This is a genomic window from Chryseobacterium bernardetii, assembly GCF_003815975.1.
Taxonomy (GTDB): Bacteria; Bacteroidota; Bacteroidia; order Flavobacteriales; family Weeksellaceae; genus Chryseobacterium; species Chryseobacterium bernardetii.
Window position 1 is genome coordinate 1,432,257 of record NZ_CP033932.1, and the last position, 25,652, is coordinate 1,457,908.

At 38.2% G+C, this 25,652-nt stretch carries 17 protein-coding genes; 11 read left to right on the top strand and 6 right to left on the bottom strand.

Going from position 1 to position 25,652, the window contains the following annotated elements; genetic code table 11:
• Positions 1-288: 288 nt before the first annotated feature.
• From EG339_RS06670 to EG339_RS06715, 10 genes are all read left to right on the top strand, one after another.
• Positions 289-3,252 carry a SusC/RagA family TonB-linked outer membrane protein gene (locus EG339_RS06670; RefSeq protein WP_123869463.1) on the top strand — a complete coding sequence of 988 codons (2,964 nt, stop codon included), beginning with the start codon at positions 289-291 and terminating at the stop codon, positions 3,250-3,252.
• 14 nt (positions 3,253-3,266) lie between these two features.
• Entirely contained in the window at positions 3,267-4,904 is a 1,638-nt protein-coding gene (locus EG339_RS06675; protein ID WP_123869465.1) for a SusD/RagB family nutrient-binding outer membrane lipoprotein, read from the top strand.
• A 152-nt stretch (positions 4,905-5,056) separates the two neighbouring features.
• On the top strand, positions 5,057-6,355 hold the full coding sequence (locus EG339_RS06680; RefSeq protein WP_123869467.1) for an MFS transporter: 1,299 nt from the start codon (positions 5,057-5,059) through the stop codon (positions 6,353-6,355).
• A gap of 34 nt (positions 6,356-6,389) precedes the next feature.
• Complete coding sequence (locus EG339_RS06685; RefSeq protein ID WP_123869469.1) at positions 6,390-7,361, top strand: glycoside hydrolase family 130 protein; 972 nt, start codon at positions 6,390-6,392, stop codon at positions 7,359-7,361.
• 130 nt (positions 7,362-7,491) lie between these two features.
• Complete coding sequence (locus EG339_RS06690) at positions 7,492-9,723, top strand: GH92 family glycosyl hydrolase (RefSeq protein WP_123869471.1); 2,232 nt, start codon at positions 7,492-7,494, stop codon at positions 9,721-9,723.
• Positions 9,724-9,757: 34 nt separating this feature from the next.
• On the top strand, positions 9,758-11,185 hold the full coding sequence (locus tag EG339_RS06695) for a glycoside hydrolase family 125 protein (protein WP_123869473.1): 1,428 nt from the start codon (positions 9,758-9,760) through the stop codon (positions 11,183-11,185).
• Between the two features lie 109 nt (positions 11,186-11,294).
• A complete protein-coding gene (locus tag EG339_RS06700; RefSeq protein WP_123869475.1) occupies positions 11,295-13,433 on the top strand; it encodes an endo-beta-N-acetylglucosaminidase H in 2,139 nt (712 codons plus the stop codon).
• A 423-nt stretch (positions 13,434-13,856) separates the two neighbouring features.
• Positions 13,857-14,723, top strand: a complete 867-nt coding sequence (locus EG339_RS06705) for an ROK family protein (protein WP_228459716.1) — start codon at positions 13,857-13,859, stop codon at positions 14,721-14,723.
• A gap of 16 nt (positions 14,724-14,739) precedes the next feature.
• The gene (locus EG339_RS06710; protein WP_123869477.1) at positions 14,740-17,022 is read left to right on the top strand and encodes a GH92 family glycosyl hydrolase; all 2,283 of its coding nucleotides are present in this window, start codon (positions 14,740-14,742) and stop codon (positions 17,020-17,022) included.
• A gap of 24 nt (positions 17,023-17,046) precedes the next feature.
• Entirely contained in the window at positions 17,047-17,544 is a 498-nt protein-coding gene (locus tag EG339_RS06715) for a cupin domain-containing protein (protein ID WP_123869478.1), read from the top strand.
• A 242-nt stretch (positions 17,545-17,786) separates the two neighbouring features.
• Here EG339_RS06715 and EG339_RS06720 read toward each other — a convergent pair whose 3' ends face one another.
• The 5 genes from EG339_RS06720 to EG339_RS06740 all read right to left on the bottom strand — a co-directional run bounded on the left by EG339_RS06720 (position 17,787) and on the right by EG339_RS06740 (position 24,019).
• Positions 17,787-20,483, bottom strand: a complete 2,697-nt coding sequence (locus EG339_RS06720) for a TonB-dependent receptor domain-containing protein (RefSeq protein ID WP_185147670.1) — start codon at positions 20,481-20,483, stop codon at positions 17,787-17,789.
• A gap of 67 nt (positions 20,484-20,550) precedes the next feature.
• Positions 20,551-20,913, bottom strand: coding sequence for a hypothetical protein (locus EG339_RS06725; RefSeq protein WP_164466420.1), 363 nt, complete (start codon positions 20,911-20,913; stop codon positions 20,551-20,553).
• A 19-nt stretch (positions 20,914-20,932) separates the two neighbouring features.
• Positions 20,933-21,580 carry a hypothetical protein gene (locus EG339_RS06730; RefSeq protein WP_123869481.1) on the bottom strand — a complete coding sequence of 216 codons (648 nt, stop codon included), beginning with the start codon at positions 21,578-21,580 and terminating at the stop codon, positions 20,933-20,935.
• A gap of 82 nt (positions 21,581-21,662) precedes the next feature.
• A complete protein-coding gene (locus EG339_RS06735) occupies positions 21,663-22,349 on the bottom strand; it encodes a response regulator transcription factor (protein ID WP_002982671.1) in 687 nt (228 codons plus the stop codon).
• Between the two features lie 131 nt (positions 22,350-22,480).
• Positions 22,481-24,019: a sensor histidine kinase gene (locus EG339_RS06740; RefSeq protein ID WP_123869483.1), complete on the bottom strand. Its 1,539-nt coding sequence runs from the start codon at positions 24,017-24,019 to the stop codon at positions 22,481-22,483.
• A gap of 201 nt (positions 24,020-24,220) precedes the next feature.
• Here EG339_RS06740 and EG339_RS06745 point away from each other — a divergent pair, with 201 nt between their 5' ends.
• Positions 24,221-24,706, top strand: coding sequence for an SRPBCC family protein (locus EG339_RS06745; protein WP_123869485.1), 486 nt, complete (start codon positions 24,221-24,223; stop codon positions 24,704-24,706).
• A gap of 117 nt (positions 24,707-24,823) precedes the next feature.
• Here the strand turns inward: EG339_RS06745 and EG339_RS06750 are convergent, their stop codons facing one another.
• A complete protein-coding gene (locus EG339_RS06750; protein WP_123869487.1) occupies positions 24,824-25,651 on the bottom strand; it encodes a hypothetical protein in 828 nt (275 codons plus the stop codon).
• Between the last annotated feature and the right edge of the window lies 1 nt (position 25,652).

Consider the following 25,652-nt stretch of genomic DNA (forward strand, 5'->3'; position numbering starts at 1 on the left):
ATTCCTCTTTTTTGGGTTGTTGTCTTTTGATTTAATACATTGATATTTAGTTTGTTATTGGTGTTTCTGTTAATTATATGAAAAAATAATATCGTTTTATGATAAAATAGTATTATATCGGACTGTTTACAAAATTTAGATTTGTTAATGTGAATTAAATCTTAACAAAACTTTAAATAATTTAATACATAAACAGCAAAATTTTGCTGAAAAAAACAATAATTTAATTTGTATTGAAAATAAAGTGATGTCATTGATTCTCAATTAAATCTAACGAATCTATACCTTATGAGAAAAGCAGTTATACCCGTTCTGTTAGTTTTTTCACTTACTGCAAATGCACAGGAGAAAAAATCAGCCGACACTACGAAGACAACCAGTATTGAGGAGGTCGTAGTCACCTCTTTGGGGATTAAAAGACAGGCTCGCGCACTTACTTATTCCAGTCAGCAGATTGGAGGAGATGAGCTTACAGAAGTGAAAACGCCCAATTTTTTAAACTCTATCAGTGGAAAAGTTTCCAATGTACAGATCAATAGAACTAACGGTGTAGGAAGTTCGGTTAGGGTTTTAATGAGAGGAAATAAATCAGCCAGTAGTAGTCAGCCTTTATACGTAATAGATGGTATTCCCATTATTAATAGTGTTGGTAAGGCTCCAGAGGCCAGCCAATACTCTACAATGCCAGATGCAGGAGATGTTTTAAGTTCCATCAATCCAGATGATATTGAAAGTATCAACTTCTTAAAAGGAGCTTCCGCTTCTGCTCTTTATGGATCTATTGGAGGGAATGGTGTAATTCTGATTACTACAAAAAAAGGAAAAGTAGGTAAAAGCTCTATAAGTTACAATACTAGCTTTACAGTAGATCAGGCATATAGCCTTCCTAAATTACAGCATAGTTATCTGTCTTATGATCCGGCAGTCTCTGGACAAACTCCTGGCATTTCCAATGAAAGCTGGGGGGCGAAAGGAGCTTCTAAGGATCATCTCAAAGATTTTCTACAAACTGGTACAACATGGGTTAATAGCCTTTCTTTCCAGTCAGGAACCGAAAAATCAACAAATTATTTCTCAATAGGAAATACTACGAATAAAGGGATTATTCCTTCTTCTTATTTCGATCAGTACAATGTCTCTTTTAGAAACTCAAGTAAATATCTGAATGATAAATTAACCTTGGATGCTAATTTTATTGGCTCTTTACAAAACAGTATCAATAGACAGACTCCCGGTGTTTCTTTTTCACCATTGGTGAGTTTATACTGGCTGCCAAGAGGAGTAGACTTTGATCAATATAATAATAGTAACTATTCTTTTATAGATAAAACAAGATTATTACCTGCTCAGAATTGGTGGGCTATAGGAGCAGATGGAAAATTCAACGGAAATCCTGCAACACAAAACCCTTACTGGATATTAAACAGAAATAAAGTTACTGTTAACAATAAAAATACTTATAGTGCCTTATCATTGGCATATCAAATCAATCCATGGTTGTCAGCAAGAGTAAGAGGTAACTATAGCTGGAATATTACGGATAGCCAAAGAGGTGTTTCGGCATATTCTGATCCAAATCTTATAACGAGCAATGGAGAAAATGGAAGATTCCTTCAAAACAAATACGAAAACACATCTACTTACGGAGACGTTTTATTAGTAGGGAGTCCAAAATTAAGTGAAGACATTTCATTAGATTTTACAGTGGGAGGAAGTATCAATACTTCAAGAAATACAGTTACAGAAATTGATAATGCTTATTTAGCAGCTCCAAATTTGTTTACTGTAAGTAACCTGCAATGGAATGTAAACAGGGGTGTAGGAGATGGCTTTCATAATATAATTTATAGTACTAAAAAACAGATCCAGTCGGTTTTTGCAAGTGCATCTTTGGGATATAAGAATATGTTCTTTGTAGATATGACTTTTAGAAATGACTGGGATTCCAGTTTGGCTTATACAGGAACTAATGGATATGATTATGAATCTGTGGGGGCTAATGCTGTATTATCTTCAATTTTTAAACTTCCTGAAGCTATTAACTTTTGGAAAATAAGAGGATCTTATGCTACTGTAGGATTAGGACTGCCTCCCAATTTGACAACCGCAACCGATCCATATAATACTGCTTACGGATATATTGTTGATGCCGGTCAGATTATATATCCTAAATATTCACTTGTTACAGATCCTGCTTTCAAAGAATTATTTGTAAAGCCGGAGCTCAATAAAACTTTTGAAGTGGGTACTGAATTAAGATTGTTAAAAAACCGTTTAAGTTTTGATATCACCTATTACAATTCAAATGCGACCAACCAGCTTTTACCTATTACCATTTCTTCTAACTTAGGAGGTTTGCCGTCTGGTTCATATTATGTAAATGCTGGAAAGATACAAAATACAGGTTTTGAAGCTTCTCTATCCTATAAAATATTAGATTCAGAAAAATTGGGTTGGACAGCTAGTTTAAATGGTTCTGCAAACAAAAACAAAATTGTAGAATTATTTCCTGATCGATTAAATGTTAAGGACGATTTGCTCCTTGCGCTTACTGGTGGTGGAGCTTATACAAAACTTAGAGTGGGTGGATCTTTCGGAGATATCTATGGTATTAAGTTCCTGAGGGATGATCAGGGAAGAATTTTAGTAGATGCCCAGGGAAAGCCTATAGCAGATAAACAACAAATTGGTTATTTGGGTAATCCGAATCCTAAATTTATGTTAGGGTTTAATAACTCCTTTAATATTGGAAAATTGGGAATATCTTTTCTTATTGATGGGAAATTCGGAGGTCAGGTTCTGTCTCTTACAGAAAAAGCAAATGATTTGCTTGGGGTAAGCCAGAACAGTGCTTCTGCCAGAGATGCAGGCGGAGTGTCTATCCCTAATGCTATATATGCACCAGGAACACCAAATGCAGGAGCAGCCTATACTGGATTAACTGATGCACAAGCTTATTATAAAGCCGTAGGAGCAAATCAGGAAGGTGCAGGAATTGATGAAGCCTATATCTACAGCGCAACCACAGTAAGGCTGCGCCAGGCATCCATAGGGTATACTTTTGATATCAATTCTAGCTACCTGAAGAATGCAACGGTAAGTATCGTGGGAACAAATCTGTTTTTCTTTTATAAAAAAGCGCCGTTTGATCCTGAGCAGGTTTCAGGAAACACCCCTGGTGGTGTAGGAGTGGATTCTTTTGGTATACCTATTACCAGATCTATCGGATTATCACTAAAAGCTAACTTCTAAATTATAATACTACAATGAAAATAATTAATATAAAAACCTATATGCTTGGAATGGCAGTGCTTCTTTCTGCCTCCAGTTGTACCGGAGATTTTGAGCAGTTTAATCAAGAGAAAGTTGGTGGTCCGGAAAATTTTTATGCAGACTTTAAGGCAATTGTAGATCCTATGAAAGCCATGCAAAGAGGTTTTCAAGCAGATTATCAGTTAGCGACCAATCTCAATGCAGATATGTTTAGTGGAATGTTTAGTACAGCATCACAATTTAATGGAGGTACAAATAATCTTACTTATCTAATGATGGATAACTGGAACAATAGGATCATTTCGAAACAGCAGGATACTTTTAATAATTCTATTATCATTGATAACGCTGCAAAAAACAACTATCCCGGGATAGATTTCACAGCCACTTTTGCCGTTAAAAAAATATTGAAAATTATTATGGCGGCAAGAGTTTCAGACCGTCATGGGCCTGTAGTGTATAGTAAATATGACACCCCAAATGCAAACGGTATTACAGATTTTGATTCTCAGCAAGACGCTTACAACAATTTTATTAATGACCTTACCATTGCTATTTCTGATTTGCAAAAAGTACAAAATACTCCCGCAACTCAGAATGTAGAAGATAAATCTGTGGTGAAAAAATCAGATTTGATTTATGGTGGAGACATCGCCAAATGGGCAAAATTAGCCAACTCTCTTAAGCTAAGGTTTGCTTTGCGTATGAGTTATGCTGATCCTGTAAAATCAAAAAAATATGCAGAGGAAGTCTTTGCTTCTTCCGCAGGGTTAATATCTGATAATACAGATAATGCATTGATAAGTGTTGGACAGCACGAATTAAGTTTTATTATCTATTCGTGGGGTGACTGTTATATAGGAGCTCCAATAATAGCTTATATGAATGGTTTCAAAGATCCCAGGCTTCCTTCATATGCTAATCCAACAACAGATCCGGCAACTTTTATAGATGGTAAACCACAATATCTAGGAATACGCCAAGGAATTGATTTAATTAATGGGAAACCAACCTATGGTGGTTATTCCCAACCTGCTGCAAGATCTGCAAGTGGAGATTATTTCTCAAGTAGTAATGGGAAATTCAAATTATTTACTGCTGCCGAAACTTGGTTTTTAAAAGCTGAAGCAGCTTTGAGAGGCTATTCAGGTGCAGGGGATGCACAAGCTAATTACCAGGCAGGTATTACTCAATCTTTTGGAGAATGGGGGAAAAGTCCAGATGTAGCTAATTATCTTGCTGATAACGTTTCAACAGAAGCTCCTTATATCGATCCTAAAAATGCAGCCAATAATATCCTTGCCGGAGATTCTCAATTAAGTACCATTACAATCGCTTGGAACAACAGCGATTCTAACGAAAAGAAACTTGAAAGAATCATCACTCAAAAATGGCTGGCTCTTTACCCGGATGGTCCTGAAGCATGGGCTGAACAAAGAAGAACAGGATATCCGGTTTTATTCAAAGTGAGAAAAAATGATAGCGGCGGATTAATTGGTACAGATCAGATGATCAGAAGAATTCCATTTACAAATGATACCAAGAATTCTACTTTTAATTATGCACAGGCAGTTCAGCAATTAGGAGGTCCTGATAACGGAGCAACAAAGCTTTGGTGGGATAAAAAATAATCAAATTACTTTAATAATACAGAGACATCTCATAAAGGATAATCATTCAGGCAGGAGATTGGCGTAGGATCTCCAAAAAAATTATAGTTTCGTTTTTTAGCCGGAATGAACCTTGAGATGCTCTCTTTTCTTTTTGAATTTTATTTTTAAATATGGGAAAAAACAACTCCGGAACCCGTCGGATTCAGCCAATTCTTTGGATATCCACATTATATTTTGCAATGGGTGTACCCTTTGTAACCATTAATGCGGTATCAGGAATTATGTATAAAGATATGGGAGTTTCGGATTCACAGATTACCTTCTGGACCGCTTTAATTATGTTTTCATGGACATTGAAGCCACTCTGGAGCCCTTTTCTGGAAATCTATAAAAACAAAAAATTCTTTGTTGTTACTACCCAGTTTGCTATAGGAATTCTGTTTGCCCTGATTGCATTAAGCCTTCCTCTGCATAATTTTTTCAAATACAGCATTGCTCTTTTTGCAGTAGTGGCATTTTGTGGAGCCACCCATGATGTGGTGGCAGACGGAACTTATATTGGTTTTCTTACCAATAAAGAACAAGCCAGGTATATTGGCTGGCAGGGAGCATTTTACAACCTTGCCAAGATTATCAGTAGTGGAGCTTTGGTTTATGTGGCCGGTGTTTTAGAAAAAACAAAAGGAGTTACCAATGCCTGGATGATGATTATGACTATTTATGCAATATTGTTTTTTGCATTAGCCATCTATCATTATCTGATCCTGCCTAAAGAAAATAACGAAGAACAGAAAGGTGAGAAAACAGCAGGAAATGTACGTAAAGAATTATTGGAGGTCATTACCTCATTCTTTACTAAAAAAAACATTCTGTGGTCAATACTGTTCATTATCCTGTATCGCTTCGCAGAAGGTTTTGCCATCAAAATTGCGCCTTTATTTTTTAAAGCACCAAGAACTTCAGGCGGATTAGGGCTATCAACATCAGATATCGGACTTATCTATGGAACATATGGTTCTGCAGCATTCATCCTGGGGTCTGTTCTCGCGGGATATTTTATTTCGGCCAGAGGATTAAAGAAGTCTTTGATATGGCTGTGCTGTGCATTCAATATTCCATTCGTAGTCTATGCATTACTGGCTTATTATCAGCCTGTAGACCTTTTACCTGTAGGAGTTGCGGTAGTAGTGGAATATTTCGGTTATGGATTTGGGTTTGTAGGATTAATGCTTTATATGATGCAGCAAATTGCTCCTGGAAAACATAAAACAGCCCACTATGCTTTTGCCACAGGAATTATGAATCTCGGAGTTATGATTCCGGGCATGTTCAGTGGGATGATCAGCGACTGGATCGGGTATAAGATGTTCTTTATCTGGGTACTGATTGCTACAATCCCGGCATTCCTTGTAACCCTGTTCGTTCCCTTCCCTTATTCAGAAAACCAGAAAGAAGAATCCATCAATTAATAAACAAATTTAAATAAAAAAGTAAAAATACTTTATGACAGCTCAATCAGTAATGATCCCTTGGCAGGATCGCCCGGAAAATTGTAATGATATCATGTGGAGGTTTTCCGAAAACCCGATCATTAACAGATATGCGATACCTACTTCAAACAGTGTGTTCAACAGTGCGGTAATCCCGTTTGAAGATGGGTTTGCCGGAGTGTTCCGTTGCGACAATAAAGCCGTACAGATGAACATTTTTGCAGGGTTCAGTAAAGATGGAATCAATTGGGATATCAACCATGATCCTATTGAAATGCAGGCCGGAAATACCAATATGATTGAATCCGATTACAAATATGATCCCCGCGTAACTTTCATTGAAGACCGTTACTGGATCACATGGTGCAACGGATATAACGGACCAACCATAGGAATTGGATATACTTTTGATTTTAAAGAATTTTTTCAGTGTGAAAATGCCTTTCTTCCATTCAACAGAAACGGGGTTTTGTTCCCTGAAAAAATCAATGGAAAATATGCCATGCTGAGCCGTCCGAGTGATAACGGGCATACACCTTTCGGAGATATTTATATAAGCTACAGCCCTGATATGAAATACTGGGGAGAACACCGATGCGTGATGAAAGTAACCCCTTTCGAAGACAGTGCATGGCAGTGTACGAAGATTGGCGGTGGGCCCGTTCCTATCAAAACAGAAGAAGGATGGCTGCTTTTCTATCATGGTGTCATCAATACCTGCAGAGGATTCAGATACTCAATGGGGGCTGCCTTGCTGGATCTTGAAGATCCTACAAAAGTATTATACAGAACGAAGCCTTATCTATTGGCGCCGGCCGAATTGTATGAACTTACAGGAGACGTGCCTAATGTGGTTTTCCCTTGCGCAGCACTCACGGAAGGAGATCAAGTAACAGTATATTACGGTGCTGCTGATACCGTAGTTGCTATTGCCTTTGGGTATATCTCAGAAATTATTGATTTTATGAAAAAGAATTCAATTTAATACAGTAATATAAAGTTTAGGAAAATAGGCTAATCATTTTAATTTCTCCCGTATTTTCTGGGAATTTTATAAATGGTTTTCCTATTTTTAAACCAACTTAATAATAAAAAATTCCGATACCCCTCTTATCATGAAAAAAGAACTGCTTATCTGCTTTTTTACAACCCTGATTTCTGTTGCCAATGCCCAGCAAAATAAAAATGATGTTTTATCCTGGGTAGATCCGTTCATTGGAACAGGAGGACATGGACATACGTTTCCGGGAGCTACTACACCATTCGGAATGATTCAGCTGAGTCCGGATCAGAATACCAAAAGCGGAGACTGGGACTGGTGTTCCGGATACCATTACAGCAGTAAGACGATCATGGGATTCAGTCATAATCACTTAAGCGGAACAGGCTGGGCCGACCTTGGAGATATTCTGGTGATGCCAACAGTAGGGCAGGTAAAAATGGTTCCGGGATCAGAAGATAAGCCTGAAACAGGATACCGTTCAACATTCACTCATGATAAAGAAACTGCAGCACCGGGATATTATTCCGTAATGCTGGACAGCTATGGAATTAAAGCAGAACTTACCGCTTCTCCGAGAGTAGGATTCCATAAATATACTTTCCCGAAGACTGATGAGGCCAATATTATTGTTGATCCTACCAATAAAATCTTCGGAAATATTTATCACACACTGGTAAGTGTGGAAGGCAATAACAAAATTAAAGGATATTGCTACAGCAACGGCTGGGGCGGAAAAAGATTTGCGTACTTCGTGATGGAATTTTCCAAGCCGTTTAAATCTTATGGAGTGTATGCTGAAGGGAAAATAAAAGACAACGAAAAAATTGCATTGGCAAAAGACGCGAAAGCCTTTGTAAGATTTGCTACAGAAGCCAATGAAAGTATCGAAGTAAGAGTTTCCCTATCTCCGGTAAGCACAGAAAATGCTCAGGAAAATTTTGATACGGAAGCTAAAAATGTAGACTTTGCAAAAGCAAAAGAAACCGCACAAAAGACCTGGAGAGATCTTATCGGAAGATTCCAGGTAACCGGAGGAACAGACAGTCAGAGAAAAATTTTCTATACAGGTGTTTACCACACATTTATCGCTCCGAATCTTTATATGGATGTGAACGGAGATTATGTAGCCGCTCAGGAAAATATGAATACGAAATGGTTTACCAACTACAGTACCTATTCTTACTGGGACGGATTCAGGGCAACCCACCCGCTGTTGACCATTATGGATCAAAAGCATACAAAAGAATTTGCCAATTCTCTGATCAGCAGATACACAGACCGTAAAGATCATATGCCGATCTGGGAACTGTGTGGGTATGATAACTTCTGTATGTTAGGTTATCACAGTGCTTCTGTAATCTGGGATGCCATTTCAAAGGGTGTTCCGGGGATTGATGCTGAAAAAGCATTTGCTGCGATGAAAGATGCCTCTCTTACGGATAAAATGAGCAGCAGCGATGGAGGCGGAGGTCTTAACGATTATATTAAATTAGGTTATACCCCTTCAGAGAACGGAGCTTCTGTTTCTGCAACATTAGAATATTCTTATGACGATTGGTGTATCCAGCAGTTAGCAGAGAAACTGGGGAAGAAAGACGAAGCAGAAGTGTACAGAAAACGTTCAATGAACTTCCTGAATACCTTTAATAAAGAAAATAATCACTTCTGGCCAAGACAGAAAGACGGTAAGTTCTTAGCAGACTTTGCCCTTAATGACTGGAAGAAACTTCAGCCACACTGGGTTTCCGGAAATATCTGGGCCTATGACTTCTTTGTTCCGCATCAGATCGATGAAATGATGAATCTGTATGGAGGAAAAAAAGGATTTGAAGAAAAACTGGATAAAACCTTTACAGAAGCGCTTCATATGGAAGGAGAACAGCACGTTGATATTTCAGGATTCATTGGGTCTTTAGGATTCGGAGATGAGCCCGGCCATCATGTTCCTTATTTGTACAACTACGCGGGAAGCCCTTACAAGACGCAGAAAATGGTGAAATTTATCCGTGACAACATGTATGCGGCGAAACCGGACGGAATTGTCAATAACGAAGACTGCGGACAAATGTCAGCATGGTATATCTTCTCATCATTAGGATTCTATCCTGTGACACCAGGGAAACCAGTATATGCCATTGGAGCACCACAGTTTCCGAAAGCTTCATTACAATTGGAAAACGGTAAAACATTTACGGTAATTGCAGACAAAATATCCGATAAAAATATCTATGTACAGAAAATGTTCCTGAACGGAAAAGAATACAAAAGCTGGGAACTGAATCACTCTGACATTATGAACGGTGGCGAACTGAGATTTGTAATGGGAAGTAAGCCTGTAAAATAAAGACTAATAAAAATTAAACGAAATAAAAGTATCAATGGAAAGGAGAGATTTTATTAAGACAAGTGCGCTGGCAGGAGCCGGATTGCTGTTTACTCAAAATGTTTTTGCTAAAAATTTAGTGCTGGACGATTTTCCTGTTGTCCGTGTTCCTAAAGACAAAAGACATTTTACCAGCGAATCCGTAGAAAGTGCTATTGCAGCGTTTAAAAAGAAAGTAAAAAACAAAGAGCTGAGCTGGCTTTTTGAAAACTGCTTTCCGAATACATTAGATACTACTGTTTTTTACAGTGAAACCAACGGTACACCGGATACGTATGTAATTACCGGAGACATTGATGCCATGTGGCTTCGAGACAGTTCTGCACAGGTTTTTCCTTATCTGCAGTTCTCTAAAAAAGATGAAAAACTTCATAAATTGATTTCCGGAGTTATCCATAAACAGACAACATTCATCCTTAAAGATCCTTATGCCAATGCGTTTTATAACGATGATAAAAAGATCAGTAAGTGGAAAGAGTATGACCATACCAATATGAAGCCGGGAACCCATGAAAGAAAATGGGAAATAGACTCGCTTTGCTACCCTATCCGTTTGGCATATCACTTCTGGAAAACAACAGGAGATACCAAACCTTTTGATGCGGACTGGTTACAGGGAATTAAACTTACTTTGCAGACTTTCATCGAGCAGCAAAGGAAAAAAGACTTAGGACCTTACAAATTTGAACGTACAACATCATGGGCGACAGATGGAGTTCCTATGGGCGGATACGGCTACCCAACAAAACCTGTAGGTCTTATCAGCTCTATGTTCCGTCCAAGTGATGATGCTACGATTTATGGGTTTCTGATTCCTTCCAACCTATTTGCAGTAGTAAGCTTACGTCAGGCTGCAGAAATGGTGTCTCAGATTAAAAATGAAAGAACGTTGGCTCAACAACTGAACAGCCTTGCTGATGAGGTAGATGCAGCCATCAAAAAATACGGAATTTACAATCACCCTGAATTTGGGAAAATATACGCTTTTGAAGTAAATGGCTTTGGAAGTTATAACCTGATGGATGATGCAAACTGTCCAAGTTTGCTGGGATTACCTTATCTGGATGCGGTGAAAGCGGACGACCCTGTGTATCAGAATACGAGAAAATTCGTCTGGTCTGAAAATAACCCATTCTTTTTCAAAGGAAAGCTGGCAGAAGGGATAGGAGGCCCACATATTGGGCTTGATATGATCTGGCCAATGAGTATCATTATGAAAGCGCTCACTACAAAAGATAAAAGTGAGATCAGATGGTGTATAGATACCTTACAGAAAACGCACGGAGGGACAGGCTTTATGCATGAATCCTTCCATAAAGACAACGACAAAAAATTCACCAGAGAATGGTTCGCATGGGCCAATACTTTATTTGGAGAATTGCTTTGGAAAACCTTTAACGAAAACCCTGATTTACTGACATAGCTCATTAGTTTATATGGCTTATTTACTTAAGATACTTTCCTCAAAAAAGAAAGGATCAGGGGAGTGCTATATCAAATTCACACACCAAAACACCTTAAAAAATTATACAATGAAAAAAAAATCAATCCTTACTGCACTGATGGCCATGGCGCTACAATCCGGTGCTTTCCTTAACGCACAACAGCTTAATCCTAAAGGAATATGCTACGTGGAAGTGAATAACAACAACATCCTGAATGCAGGAGCGTATAAACTGCAAACATCGAATAGTTATCTGTTCAATGTGGTAAATATCTTTGCGGCTAATATTAATTATGATACCAGCCGTGGAAGAGCCTATCTGTATTCTAATAATAATGTCACCAAAGTTCTTACCAATGCAGATACCTACATAAAACCACTGCAACAGAAAGGAATGAAAGTGGTGTTAACCATTCTTGGAAACCATCAGGGGGCCGGGATCTGTAATTTTCCTACCCGTGAGGCGGCTAAAGATTTTGCATTACAGCTAGCCAATACAGTCAACACTTATGGTTTAGATGGAATTGATTTTGATGATGAATATTCAGACTATGGAAATAACGGAACAGGACAGCCTAATGACAGTTCCTTCGTCATGCTTGTTCAGGAATTAAGAGCATTGCTGCCGGATAAAATTATTTCATTCTACTATTATGGAGACGCCGCTTCAAGGCTTTCCTGGAACGGAGCCAGAGTAGGGGACAATATTAATTATAGCTGGAATGCCATGTATGGTACATTCTCTGCCCCTAATGTTCCGCCTCTTACAAAAGCTCAGATCTCCCCGGCAGCAGTCTGGCTGGGGAATACTTCCAATTCTACAACAACAAGCCTTGCAACGCAAACCAAAAACGGAGGCTACGGATTATATCTTTGGTATGATCTTAAAGGAACCAATCAAGCCTCACAGCTTTCAGCAGGAACTCAAACATTATATGGTGAAGCAACAGTTCTAAGCGGTACTTTACAATCATGGACGCAAGGAACCAACTGTGATGCACCTATCGGATTATATACCAGTAATCTTACCGGAACAAGTGCAAAATTAAACTGGACTACAGTGGGAACCAATACCTACGATATTGACTATAAACCAGCCACTTCCACAACATGGACGAGTGTTGCTACAGCCATTAACGCTAGTTCAGTAACCATTTCAGGATTAACTGCTAACACTGAATACGACTGGAGAATCAGAACAAATTGCAGTGTAAAAAGTACTTATATGTTCGCTCCGAGATTCAACAGCGGATCAGGAACAACACCTACAGGTTCTTATGCCCTTTCCTTGGATGGAAGCACTGAATCTGGGGCGGCAGGAAATATGAATTTAAGTGGTTCAGCATTATCTTTCGAAGGCTGGATCAAGCCTTCCTCCTTCAAATCAGCTTCCCCATATATTTCATCTATTATGGGAACAGAGGCAGGTGATGCTAATTCAGCATTATTAAGATTGGGTGATGCCAGCCTTGCCAATAATAAGCTTCAGTTTGTATTAAGCATCAATAATGTACAGCAGAAACTGGCCTCCACTACAGCGTTGAATGCCAATACCTGGTATCATGTGGCTGCAACTTATGATGGAAGTTCTATGAAACTTTATATCAATGGAGTGTTGGATGCAAGTAAGGCACAAACCGGAAGCGTAGTTTCTAATGGAGCATTCAACGTAGGATATCTATACAATACTTCCAGAAACTTCAATGGTAAGATAGATGAGGTCAGAGTGTGGAAGCGTGCCTTAAGTCAGACGGAGATCAGTCAGAATATGTGTAATGTATCTGTTCCGGCTACTTCTCTTGCAGCGTATTGGAAATTCAATGAAGGAAGCGGTGCTACCGTTCAGGACAGCTCTGGAAATGGGGTTAGCCTAAGTTTAACAGGAGTGGATGCTTCCAATTGGGGAACAGATCTGCCATGTGCTGCTGGAACTTCAATGGTATCAAAAACTGCCGCTATCCAAAGCACAGTTAATACTAAGAGCTTAATCAAAATATATCCGAATCCAATCAGCAAATCTTCATCATTTACGGTTTCAGTTCCTGATGAATACAACAAAGGAAAACTGACCATCTTTGATTTTTATGGAAGAATTATGAGCACGAAATCATTGAATGCCGGAAATAACCAGTATGAGTCATCCGGGCTTTCATCCGGAAATTATATCCTTCAGTTTGAATCGCAGAATGGAAGTATCAAACAGACAGAGAAATTAATGATAAAATAATATAAATCAGCCATTGGGCTTAGGCCCAATGGCTTTTTTCCCATTTCAAAAAATTAGTATCAATGAAAAAAAACGCCTTTCTTACTCCCTTTATAGACACTAATATTTCAGGCAGTACTTCAAATGAAAGCACAGCTGCTTAATTGGATTACGTAGAAGTGAATATTCAGGAACATTATTGAAAAGCAAAAATATTAATCAAAATAATAATACAGTGAATACGCAGGGTTTGGGCTTTGGGACTTATATTTACAAAATCACATTCTCAAAAATAAAGTAATTTCAACAGGTAAAATTGTTGTGAAATAACATCCAGTGAATGAATGTTTTATCTGGAAATAAGATAATAGACTGTAAAGCAGGCAGACGGACGGTATCGTTTTATTGGCCTGCCTTTTCAGCCAACAGAATTTAAAATAAAAAATGATGCAGAATATATTAGGAATTGATATTGGCGGATCACATATTACCCTCGCGCAGGTAGATCCGGAAAAACGTGAAATTGTTACTTCAACATATGTAAGAGAACATGTAAATTCCTTTGACAACAAAGAAACAATTTTCTCCGCATGGACTTCAGCCATTGAAAAAGGAGCTTATAATCTGGTGAAAGCAGATCTTTTAATAGGAATTGCCATGCCTGGGCCTTTCGATTATGAAAACGGAATATCGCTGATGGAGCAGGGGAAGTTTATTGATATCCTTCATGTCAACATAAAAGAGGAGCTGGCCAAAAGGCTATCCGTTTCTCCAAACCAGATTCATTTTGTTAATGATGCGGCCGCCTTTATGGAAGGAGAAGTATTTGGTGGGTGTGCGCAGGGCTTTAAAAAGATTTTTGGCGTTACGCTCGGAACAGGATTAGGAACTACATTTTATAACGGAGAGTTGGCGACTGATGAAGACCTGTGGGATTCGCCTTTTAAAGAATCCATCTGTGAAGACTATCTGGCTACACGATGGTTTGTTAAACGCTATGAAGAACTCACCGGAGAACAGATCTCAGGAACCAAAGACCTGTTGGATAAACCTGTCGAAATACAGAAACAGATATTTGATGAATATGCAGATTCTTTCTCAGAGTTTGTGGTGAAATATGTAAATCATTATAAACCGGAAGTTTTAGTTATAGGAGGGAATATTGCCAAAGCCTATCCTTATTTTGAGCAAAGATTTATGCAGAATCTAAAAGATAATAATATTAACTTGCAGGTCAGAATTTCTGCTATTTTTGAAGATGCTGCCATTTTGGGAGCCGCCAGCTATGCATTAAAAAAGCTTATAAATTAACAAACGAAACAATACAATGAAGTCTATTTTTTCTACCTGCTTTCTTTTATTACAAGCCCTGGTTTTTGGTCAGAATGCATCTCCCGTAGACTATGTAAATCCTTTGATGGGAACCCAATCCAAGCCTTCATTATCCAACGGAAATACCTATCCGGCAGTAGGGCTTCCATGGGGAATGAATCTCTGGACGGCACAAACCGGAAAAATGGGGGACGGATGGGCCTATACTTACGATGCAGATAAAATAAAAGGATTCAAACAGACCCATCAGCCTTCTCCCTGGATGAATGATTACGGAGCATTTTCCATTATGCCGGGAGTAGGGAAGTTAAAATTTAAAGAAGACGACAGAGCGAGCTGGTTCAGCCATAAAGCTGAGGTTACCACTCCCTATTTCTACAGCGTTTATTTAGCAGATATCAATGTAACCACAGAATTTACCCCGACAGAAAGAGCTTCTTTTTTCAAATTTGATTTTCCGAAAACAGATAGCGCTTACGTGGTAATTGATGCTCTGAATAAAGGATCATACATCAAAATTTTACCGAAAGAAAGAAAAATCCTGGGTTATACCACCAGATATTCTACCGGGAAATATGAGAACTTTAAAAACTATTTTGTAGTTCAGTTTGATAAAGACTTTGAGCTTACAAGAACCTGGAAAGATGATAAACTGATTAATGATAAGCTGGAAATTACCAGCGATCATACAGGCGCCATAGTAGGCTTTAAACTGAAAAATAAAGAAACGGTCTATGCAAAAATAGCCTCTTCATTCATCAGTTTTGAGCAGGCTGAGATCAATCTTAAAAGAGAAATCGGGAACAGAAATTTTGATCAGGTAAAAACCGATGCTAAAAATATCTGGAATAAAACCTTAGGAAAAATAGAAGTAAAAGGCGGAACAGATCAGCAGATGAGAACCTTTTATTCCTCACTGTACAGGACCTTGTTTTTCCCACAGAAATTATATGAGATTGATGCTCAGAATAAAATAAAACACTGGAGTCCGTACAACGGGAAGATCACAGATGGAAGGATGTTTGCCGGAACAGGTTTCTGGGATACTTTCCGGGCTTTATATCCTTTCCTGAATTTAGTATATCCAAGTATCAATGTGGAAATGCAGGAAGGATTGGCCAATGCTTACAAAGAAGGCGGATTCTTACCGGAATGGAGCAGTCCTGGATATTCTGATATTATGATCGGGAATAATTCCGCTTCCGTAGTGGCAGATGCTTATATCAAAGGCCTTCGCGGATATGATGTAGAAACCCTTTGGCAGGCTGTAAAACATGGTGCCGATAATGAAGGTCCTATGAAAGCTGTAGGCCGTGCAGGAGTAAAATATTATAATGAATTAGGCTATGTTCCTTATGATGTGAAAATTAATGAAAATGCAGCCAGAACTTTAGAATACGCTTATGATGATTTTTCAATCTATCAATTAGGAAAAGCATTAGGAAAACCTGCTTCAGAAATTGATATTTACAAAAAAAGAGCGTATAATTACAAAAATCTGTTTGATAAGGAAACAGGCTTAATGCGAGGTAAAAATAAAGACGGTAATTTTCAGAAGCCTTTCAATCCTTTCAAATGGGGGGATGCCTTTACAGAAGGGAACAGCTGGCATTACACCTGGTCAGTTTTTCAGGATATTGATGGTTTAGCTGAACTGATGGGGGGTAAAAATAAATTTGAAGCCAAACTGGATGAAGTGTTTTCATTGCCTCCGGTTTTTGATGACAGTTATTACGGTGGAGTAATCCATGAGATCAGAGAAATGCAGATTATGAATATGGGGCAGTATGCTCACGGGAACCAGCCTATACAACATATGATCTATCTGTACAATTATGCCGGAGCGCCTTATAAAACCCAATATTGGGCAAGACAGGTGATGAATAAGCTATATCATGCTACTCCGGACGGCTATTGCGGAGATGAAGATAACGGGCAGACTTCTGCATGGTATATTTTTTCAGCATTAGGATTTTATCCGGTTACACCGGCAACAGATCAGTATGTGTTGGGAGCACCATTGTTTAAAGAAGCAACTATTCACCTGGAAAACGGCAAGAAAATTGAAGTAAAGGCAGCGGAAAACAGTGCTGAAAATTTATATGTACAGTCATTGAATGTAAACGGACAGCCTTACTCCCAAAACTGGTTGAGCCATAAAAATTTAATGGATGGAGCCGTTCTGGATTTTAAAATGGGCAGTAAGCCAAATACAGACAGAGGATCACAGGAAAAAGATTTTCCCTATTCAATGTCAAAAGAAAAGTCAGATAAATAATTGTAATTAAGAGAAATAAGATATATGAGCACGGAAAAAAAAGAAATATTCGAGAGAGTAGAACAGACACTACAAAGCCAGGGATTTACCATTGCTGCAAAAGATGAAACCAGACCTTGGGGTGGTTTCTTTGTGATTGATGAAGCACAGGCACAGGACTTTGCCAACCAGTACTTTGACGGGATTGATGTGGAAAACCTTAGAATAGGAGGAAAACTAAGCCCTAAAATTCTTATTGTAGCTCCTGAAGCAAGACTAAGCTGGCAGTATCACCACAGAAGAGCAGAGATCTGGCAGGTAGTGGAAGGAACGGTAGGAATCAAAAGAAGCACTACAGATGAAGAAGGAGAAGTGGCAGAATACCACCCAAAAGATCAGGTAAAACTTCAGCAGGGAGAAAGACACAGATTAATAGGGCTGTCAGGCTGGGGGATTGTAGCTGAAATATGGCAGCATACCGATGCTTCCAATCCTTCAGACGAAGATGATATCGTAAGAGTTCAGGATGATTTCGGAAGATAAATAAAAAAGCAGCATTAGAATTGATGCTGCTTTTTTATTGTGGCATGGAAGCTGGATGCAGGAAGAAGGAAGCTGCTGAAAGCTTTCAAAAGCACTATTTCAACTGTTGATTTATACTTCAAAGAAAATAAAAAGATAAAAAAATAAACGTTATAGATTTCTGAAACCTATAACGTTTTGTTTATATTAATTTATCATAGCTAAAAAAGTCTCTTAGCGAAGGATATTTCCAGTCCCTATCTTTAAAATGTTACATCCAGCCCCACATAGAAATTCGCTTTCATGATGGGAGCATATACCATTCCGCCATCAAAATAATTTCCAAAAGGATTTCTAAAATCGATAATTGCATTTTTCTGGTAATATGAAGTAAGGTTTTCTCCCCCTACATAGGCTCTTATCTTTTTGTTGAAATTTCTTGAAATCTGAGCATTCAATACTGCATAAGAATCAGAGTATCCTGGTAACTGAAACTCAGCAGGATTACCGGACATATCAGGAAGTCTTTGTTTTCCTACCCAGTTTAAAGTAGTATCAAAGCTCCAGAAACCACCTTTATCATTCTTATTGGTAGAATAGGCAAGATTTACAAACCCCCGGTGTTTAGCCATAAAAGGAACCTCTCTTCTTCCATCGATATAATCTGCCTGTACATCATAATACTTATAAGCCAATCTTACATCAAAGTTCTTGAAAGGAGTAAAATCCCATTGTGTCTGGAAAGAGTTGGCAAATGATTTACCTTCAAGGTTATAAAATGTAAGTTGCTGAGGAGATCTGTCTAAATCCACTAATACCTGATCCTGGAAATCTGTTCTGAAAAAATCAGCAATAATGGTAGATTTTCTTCCGAAAAGCTTAAACTCCTGTTGCAAACTAGCTCCATAGTTCCATGCAATTTCAGGCTTTAAACCGTAGATATCTCCTCCGTTAGGCAAAATATTGATTACCCTGTTGGAAGCAAAATATTGCTGGCTCTCCGCAAACACGTTGGCAGTTCTGAATCCCCTTCCTGCAGAAAGCCTTAAAATAGTTTGTGGTGTGAAATCATATTTAAAATTTACTCTTGGCGTAAACTGAGTTCCTGCTAGGTTATGGAAATCCACCCTGGTTCCTGCTACTAAAGTATATTTTAAACCTGTTAAAGTATATTCAGCAAAAACTCCCGGAACAATTTCATTTCTTTTAAAATGATCCAGCAGATAGGTTTCATTATAGCCATCGTATAAGAAACTTGCTCCTGCTTTATATTTATGGTTGGTATTTCCAATAATACTTTCAAAAATTAAATTGGAATAATAAGTATGCTGTTGCCCTGAATAATTTCTCAATCCAAAAAAGCTGTCCTGCTGGTGATATACATACTGATTCATCCAGCCGATACTTTGATAGGGTTTTCCTTTAAAAACATATCCTGTTTTATTCCATACCTGGAATCTTGAAATGTCAATTCCAACACCATAGGCCGGCTGTTTGTCCTGAGCCAGCTTCTTATCGAAAGCAGTTTGTCCAGCAGTTCTTTCATCGCGGATAAAATTAATCCCGAAATGAGATCCGAACCCGGATTTTTCAAGATCATTATAATTCAGGAGATATGCTGCATTGATCTGCGTTCCTTTAGGTCTGTCAAGAAATCCGTCATGATTCATATCTGTATTCCCAAATGTACCATTTCCGTGAAGGAGGAAAGTCTGCGACCATTTATCATTGATAGGAGATACGCTGGTGATATTCGCTTCGGCTCTTCCGTTAAAATCAGAAAAAAGGTTCAGGGAAGCTTCCGGCTCTTTAGCATTCTTCAACAGTTCAGTATTGATTTGCCCTGTAATACTTTCGTAACCGTTGGTTACTGTACTGCCGCCTTTCGTCAGCTGAATACTCTCAATCCATCTTCCCGGAATGAAGTTCAATCCATAAGCAGAAGCCAATCCCCTGATCTCAGGAAGCTGTTCCTTTGTTAAACTTGTATATTTTTGATCCAATCCTAACATTTTCAACTGTTTTGTACCTGTAACAGCATTGCTGAAAGACACATCTACAGTGGCATTGGTTTCAAAACTTTCAGATAAATTACAGCATGCTGCTTTTAACAGTTCCTTTTTATCAATATTAAAAACCAGCCCGGCTTCCTTTTTACTTAAAGAGGTTGCTGCTTTGGAACCCGTTACTACAACCCCATCAATGCTCTTCTCATGCTGGTTGGGAGAATCATTGCCAGCCGGAGCTGCATGGTCTCCATGTTTCGTTTCTTCTTCATAATGAGCCTTTGGGTTGGCCTCTCCAAAAGTAAATTCTCTGTCATAAAGGCAGCATCCCGGAAGACTGATATAAGTAGTATCTAAAGCCCTGTATTTCTCGTTATCATGTCCTGCATCAGCAATAGCCTTCAGGATCTTATCCGATGAGGTCTTTGAAGCATCAAAATGTAAAGCAACCGTTTGCTTTTCTGCATTCCATTCCGCTGAATCTGCGCCTGCATCTTTAGCCGCTTTTTCAATTCTGGCTTTGCATGAGGTACAGTTTCCCCTTACGTAAAACTCGTTGTCCTTTTTAGCAGGAGTTGTAGCATTGGCATGATGGTCATGATGAGATTCTGCCTGTGCAGGCTGTAAATCTCTGTCATATAAGCAACATCCCGGAAGGCTTTTATAAACATCATCTGAAGCTTTGAATTTTTCATTATCATGGCCGGCTTCTGCTACCTTTTTCAGGATGTCGTCTTCAGAAACTTTATCAGTTTCTATGGTCAGCATCTGGAGGTCAATAGAATAAACGGCAGTTTTAGCTCCGGCTTTTTTTGCGGCTCCTTCAATCCGTGTTTTGCACATTTCACAGTTCCCTTTTACTTTGAACTGGTTTTTCTGAAGATTTTGAGCGGATATAAATTGTGTAAATAAGAATAATGCACCAAGTATGAACCTGGAAATATATAATTTCATTTGTTTAAAGTTTAGATTAAATAAAATACGGTTCGATATATTGTGTAACGAACTCATAATGTTTTAATTAACCTATTTTAGGCGGTTGCCAGATTTCCTTTAAACGGTCGGAAAGATAAGGATCTGAATACTGAAACTGCGGATTCTTATTCGCTTTGTAATAAGAAAGTTCCAGGCGCAGGTTTTTTGAAAAAGGAGTCTCAATAAAAGTAAAGCAGGCAATACATGATGAACAGCAGTCATCATTGCATGATTTTTTAGAATCATTTTTGCTGTCTTTTTTTGAGGAGTGATTTTTACAGCAGTCACTCTTCTTTCCGGATTCTGCTTTGCAGCAGGTTTCCTGCATAGATTGAGCATAAAAGCTATCCTTAGGAATCAGGAAGATTCCCAAACAAAATACTATTGCCAGTATGTGAAATAGCTTCATAGGTGCAAAAATACAAAATTTATGGCAAAGGATCACCAACTTTTAGAGAACAGCTGTGCCAAGGCTCTCCATGAGCAGGGTTCAGTTTAGGTTTTTCTCCCATAGCCAGGTTTTGTGAAGCTGCCTGAGCCTGGGCCGGTGTTGGAGTAGGGGTAACCTGTATATTGTTTTGGGAAGGCTGAGCAGCAGCTGGTTTACTGCTCAAAGGCTGTCCTACAGGAATATCACAACGGTGTCCCGGCTGTCCATGTGGTGGGTTCATTCCCGGAGCCGTTTTCACAGGTTGAGCATTGTTGTTCATCGCTACTTTTGCCTGAGCTGCCGTGCCTGGGTCAATCTGGATGGTATTGTTAGCTCCTACACTAATGTTCTGGGAAGCAGGAGTAGTTGCTGGCTGACTGTTCAGTGGCTGTCCTACAGGGATATCACATCGGTGTCCCGGTTGTCCATGTGCAGGATTCATTCCCGGGGCAGTGGCCATTGCAGCGGGAGCTGCGTTAGCCTGAATCCCCGCCTGGTCCATTAATGAAACCTTTGGAGTATTGTTTATGGCTACAGAAGACTGTTGAGAACCAGCTTCATCTTTCAAATAAGTTGCTTTTTCATCTTTCTTACAAGAGACAGCTAATATTGATACAGAGATCAGACCTAAAAACGTATTCTTCATATCCTTGATTGGGTATGAAACAAAATTAGCAAAACATTTTTAATTGTTTTGCTAATTTTATATTTATAATACGATTTTTAAGTTAATTTTTTACAAGAAGTCTGAATCCTTCACCGTGAACGTTAATAATCTCCAATCCTTCATCATCCTTCAATAGCTTACGAAGCTTGGCAATATACACGTCCATACTTCTTGCGGTAAAGTAATTTTCCTTTTTCCAGATCTTTCTCAGCGCAAGGTCTCTCGGCATGAAATCGTTTCTGTGAATGCAAAGAAGCTTCAATAACTCATTTTCTTTCGGAGAAAGTTTGTATTCTTTATCCCCTACCTTCAGCTGTCTCAGCATAGAGTCGAAGAAAATATTGCTGATCTTGAACTGTTCCTGCTCTTCATTTTCAAGGGTAGAACTTCTTTGAAGAATAGCCTTGATCTTGTATAAAAGAAGTTCCGTATCAAATGGTTTTGTGATATAGTCATCAGCTCCCAGCTGGTACCCTTTAAGGATGTCTTCTCTCATATTTCTTGCTGTAAGGAATATGATTGGTGTGTTTTTATCAATCTTTTTTACATCTTCGGCCAATGAAAACCCATCTTTTTTAGGCATCATTACATCAAATATACAGATGTCGAATTCATTTTCTGTAAATTCTTTCAATCCCTGTTCTCCATCAGTAGCAAGGGTTACTTCAAAATTATTGATCGTTAAATAATCTTTAAGCACCGCCCCGAAACTCTGATCGTCCTCTACTAATAATATTCTGTTGCTCATAACTTTTACTAATTAATAATTAACAATTAAGAATGAACTGTCTCACTCTCTCTTCTTATATTTTGTTTTTTGGTTTCTATTTTATTATTGATAATGATGAATCCGTCTTTTAATCTTCAATATATTATCATTTAATCCATTGGCAGTTTAATAGTAAATGTACTGCCTTTTCCTTTGTGGGAATCTACTATAATCTGTCCTTTATGCAGCTCTACAATTTTTTTTACATAGGAAAGTCCTAATCCCTGTCCTTTTACATTGTGAATATTTCCTGTTTCTTCTCTAAAGAATTTCTCAAAAATCTTTGTTTTATTCTGGGTTTCCATTCCCATTCCTTTATCTGAAATCTCGATAACATACCAATGCCCTTCATTCCTGGTTTCTACATGAATCTCCGGAGCTTCCGGGGAGTATTTATTAGCATTATCCAATAAGTTCACCAGCATATTTGAGATGTGGAATTCATCAATTTTAAAATTATAATGAGTGGCATTGAACTGTTGGGTAAGGGTACCGTTTCTTTGCTGTACAATCAGGTTGAAGGATTCTGTTGTTTTTTTAATCAGTTCCCTTACATTGGTTTCTTTCAGGAATAGCTCTACCTCATTTCTTTCAAGTTTAGACATGTTCAGAACATTTTCCACCTGCTTTTTCATTCTCAGGTTTTCCTGTTTAATCAATTCTGAATAATACTTTACTTTATCCGGATTAGTGGCAATTTTATCATTCGCCAATGAGTCAGTTGCCACGGAAATAGTTGCCAGAGGGGTTTTGAATTCGTGAGACATATTGTTGATGAAATCCGTTTTCACTTCAGCAAGCTTTTTCTGCCTCATCATATAATTAATGGAAATAATATAGATCCCAAGAATCGTAAGCAGTGAAAGGAAAGTTCCCAGAAGCATCGGCCAGTTATTCATTGCCAGAGCATACTCTTTTTTAGGAAAAACTAAAGCCAGATTATATAAAGTATTATACTTTTTATCGGTGAAAAGAGGATAACTATAGGTATTGCTGTCTTTTTTTTCTTTGTAAGCTTTATTGGCAATACTGGTTAGCTTATTATCTTTATCCACAATTCCATATCCGAATTTTGCTGTAATTCCTCTGATCTTCAGTTCTTTGGTGATAACCGAATCAAGCGTTGCAGGGTTTACCCTCTGTGCAATGGGTAAATTGTTGCCATATACCTTTACGAATTCTTTTACGGCATAATCCCCGGTTTCAATATCCTGATTAATATCCGAAGTTAAAATTTCGCGGTTGGTAGTGTCTCTTTTTATTTTGTAAGCTGCCTCATCAGTATATAAAGTAGTAAGCTTTACAGAATCTCCCTGTTTGGAAATAGGCAGCTGCGCGTTGGAAATAATATTCTTGGAATAGATAATCTGTCTCTGTGTTCCGGAATCTTCTACCTGTTGAATAGTAGTAAGTGATGGATTTTTGCTGTTGGCAAGAATGGTACTTCTGTTATCTTTAGTCAGGTATTTGTCAGCTTCAATTTCTTCAATTGTTTTTGCAGTATTTTCCAAAACGGAGTAAACTTTATTTGAGAAATCCTGTTCCAGTACACCGTAATAGCCTTTCAGCCAATAAAATTGGAGCGTAACAAAGACAATCAGTGAGATCGTCATAAACACCGAAATTATTGGGATGAATTTATTATTCATTATTTAATTATATATGTTTTGGAAAAATGAATGTTAAAATTAATTGTTTTAAGACTACGTAAACAAAAAACGAGCCAAAAAATTATGTTTTTTTTCTTAAAAGACTCTTTTTTAACAATTATTTATGAATTATTGTTTACTTGTCATAGGAAAAGTCCTTTCTATAAATAAAGAGCTACCTTTAATCAAAATTATTACTGTATGGAATCTAATATCATTTTCAACAAAGATTTTGACTCGAAGAGTGTTTATGTAATGAATATTTACAAGGCAGATGTTTCAAAAGTGTGGAACTATTTTACCCAGTCCGAATTATTGGATCAGTGGTGGGGCCCAAGACCCTGGAAATGCGAAACGGTAAAACAGGATTTTAAAGAAGGAGGCATTTGGCTGTATGCTATGGCAGGGCCTAATGGTGAAAAAGGATATTCGCAATCTCAGTATGGAGAAATTATAGAACACAGAAGCTTTGACTGGACAAGCGCTTTCTGTAATGAAAAAGGAGAAGTGAATGAAGATGCTCCCAAATCAAAATGGCTGATTGGTTTCACAGGAGTGGAAGAAGGCACAAAAGTAACGGTTAACATTCATTATCAATCTGAAGAAGTAATGAAAAAAATGCTGGATATGGGATTTGAAGAAGGTTTTAAAATGGGCCTAAGCCAGCTTAAAGAAATCATCGGATGATAGGAGAATAAAAGAATGATGAAAGATCATTAAATTGATGATATGAAAATAGGGTACCTCAATTGAAGTACCCTATTTAATGAAATATGGAATAAAAATGTTCTTTGTATTTAAGGCTTATAGCTTTTCTATGCTGATGAAGGTTCCGTCTGTAGGAACAATTTTGTAGACATCAGCAACAGTCAGGATAGAAACCCCGCCCGAAACCTGAACTTTAAGTTTGTCTCCTTTGTCGAACATTGCCAGAAACTCCATTGTTCCCACTCTGTTAGCTCCGGCTGTTATCAGGATGGCTTCATTCAAAGGAACATCGTTTCGTGCAAGTATTGCTCCATTTTTTAAGGCTCTGAAAGAGATCACAGGCGGACTCACGTGGAGACCTGAAGTTTTTACCTTTAAACTGATAAGGATCTTATAAAATCCAGATTCCTTAAATGTAAAATTACTGAAGTCACTATTTACAGTTCCATGAGGATCAATGATCCCCAGTTTATCTCCATCCAATATATTGTTGTAGAATCCAAAAGGAACATCTTTTTCTCCACATCCGATAAGAATACATCCTACAGATGGGAGATCACTTTCAGGGGTTGCCGGGTTCATGCTGGCGCGGGTAGTTCTTCCGCCGGATTCATAAAATGTTGGTTTCCATTGTTCTCCATCATACACTACAACACGCTGAATATCTTTTCTGTACATAATCATTCCCTGCATAGAAGGGTCCTTATCAAAGCGAGTGGGCTGGCTGGCGTTGTATAGTGGCAATTCAGTTTCATTGTTTACTGTTGGGATCATCATGCCTTTAGATTGCGCAGCATTGTCTTCTTTATTCACAACACTGAACATCGAATTGGGGCTTGGGCTGGCAGCGCTCCCGATAGTAACCTGAGAAAATGCCATTTGGACTGTCACTAGAAGGACTGCGATATATATATTCTTTCTCATT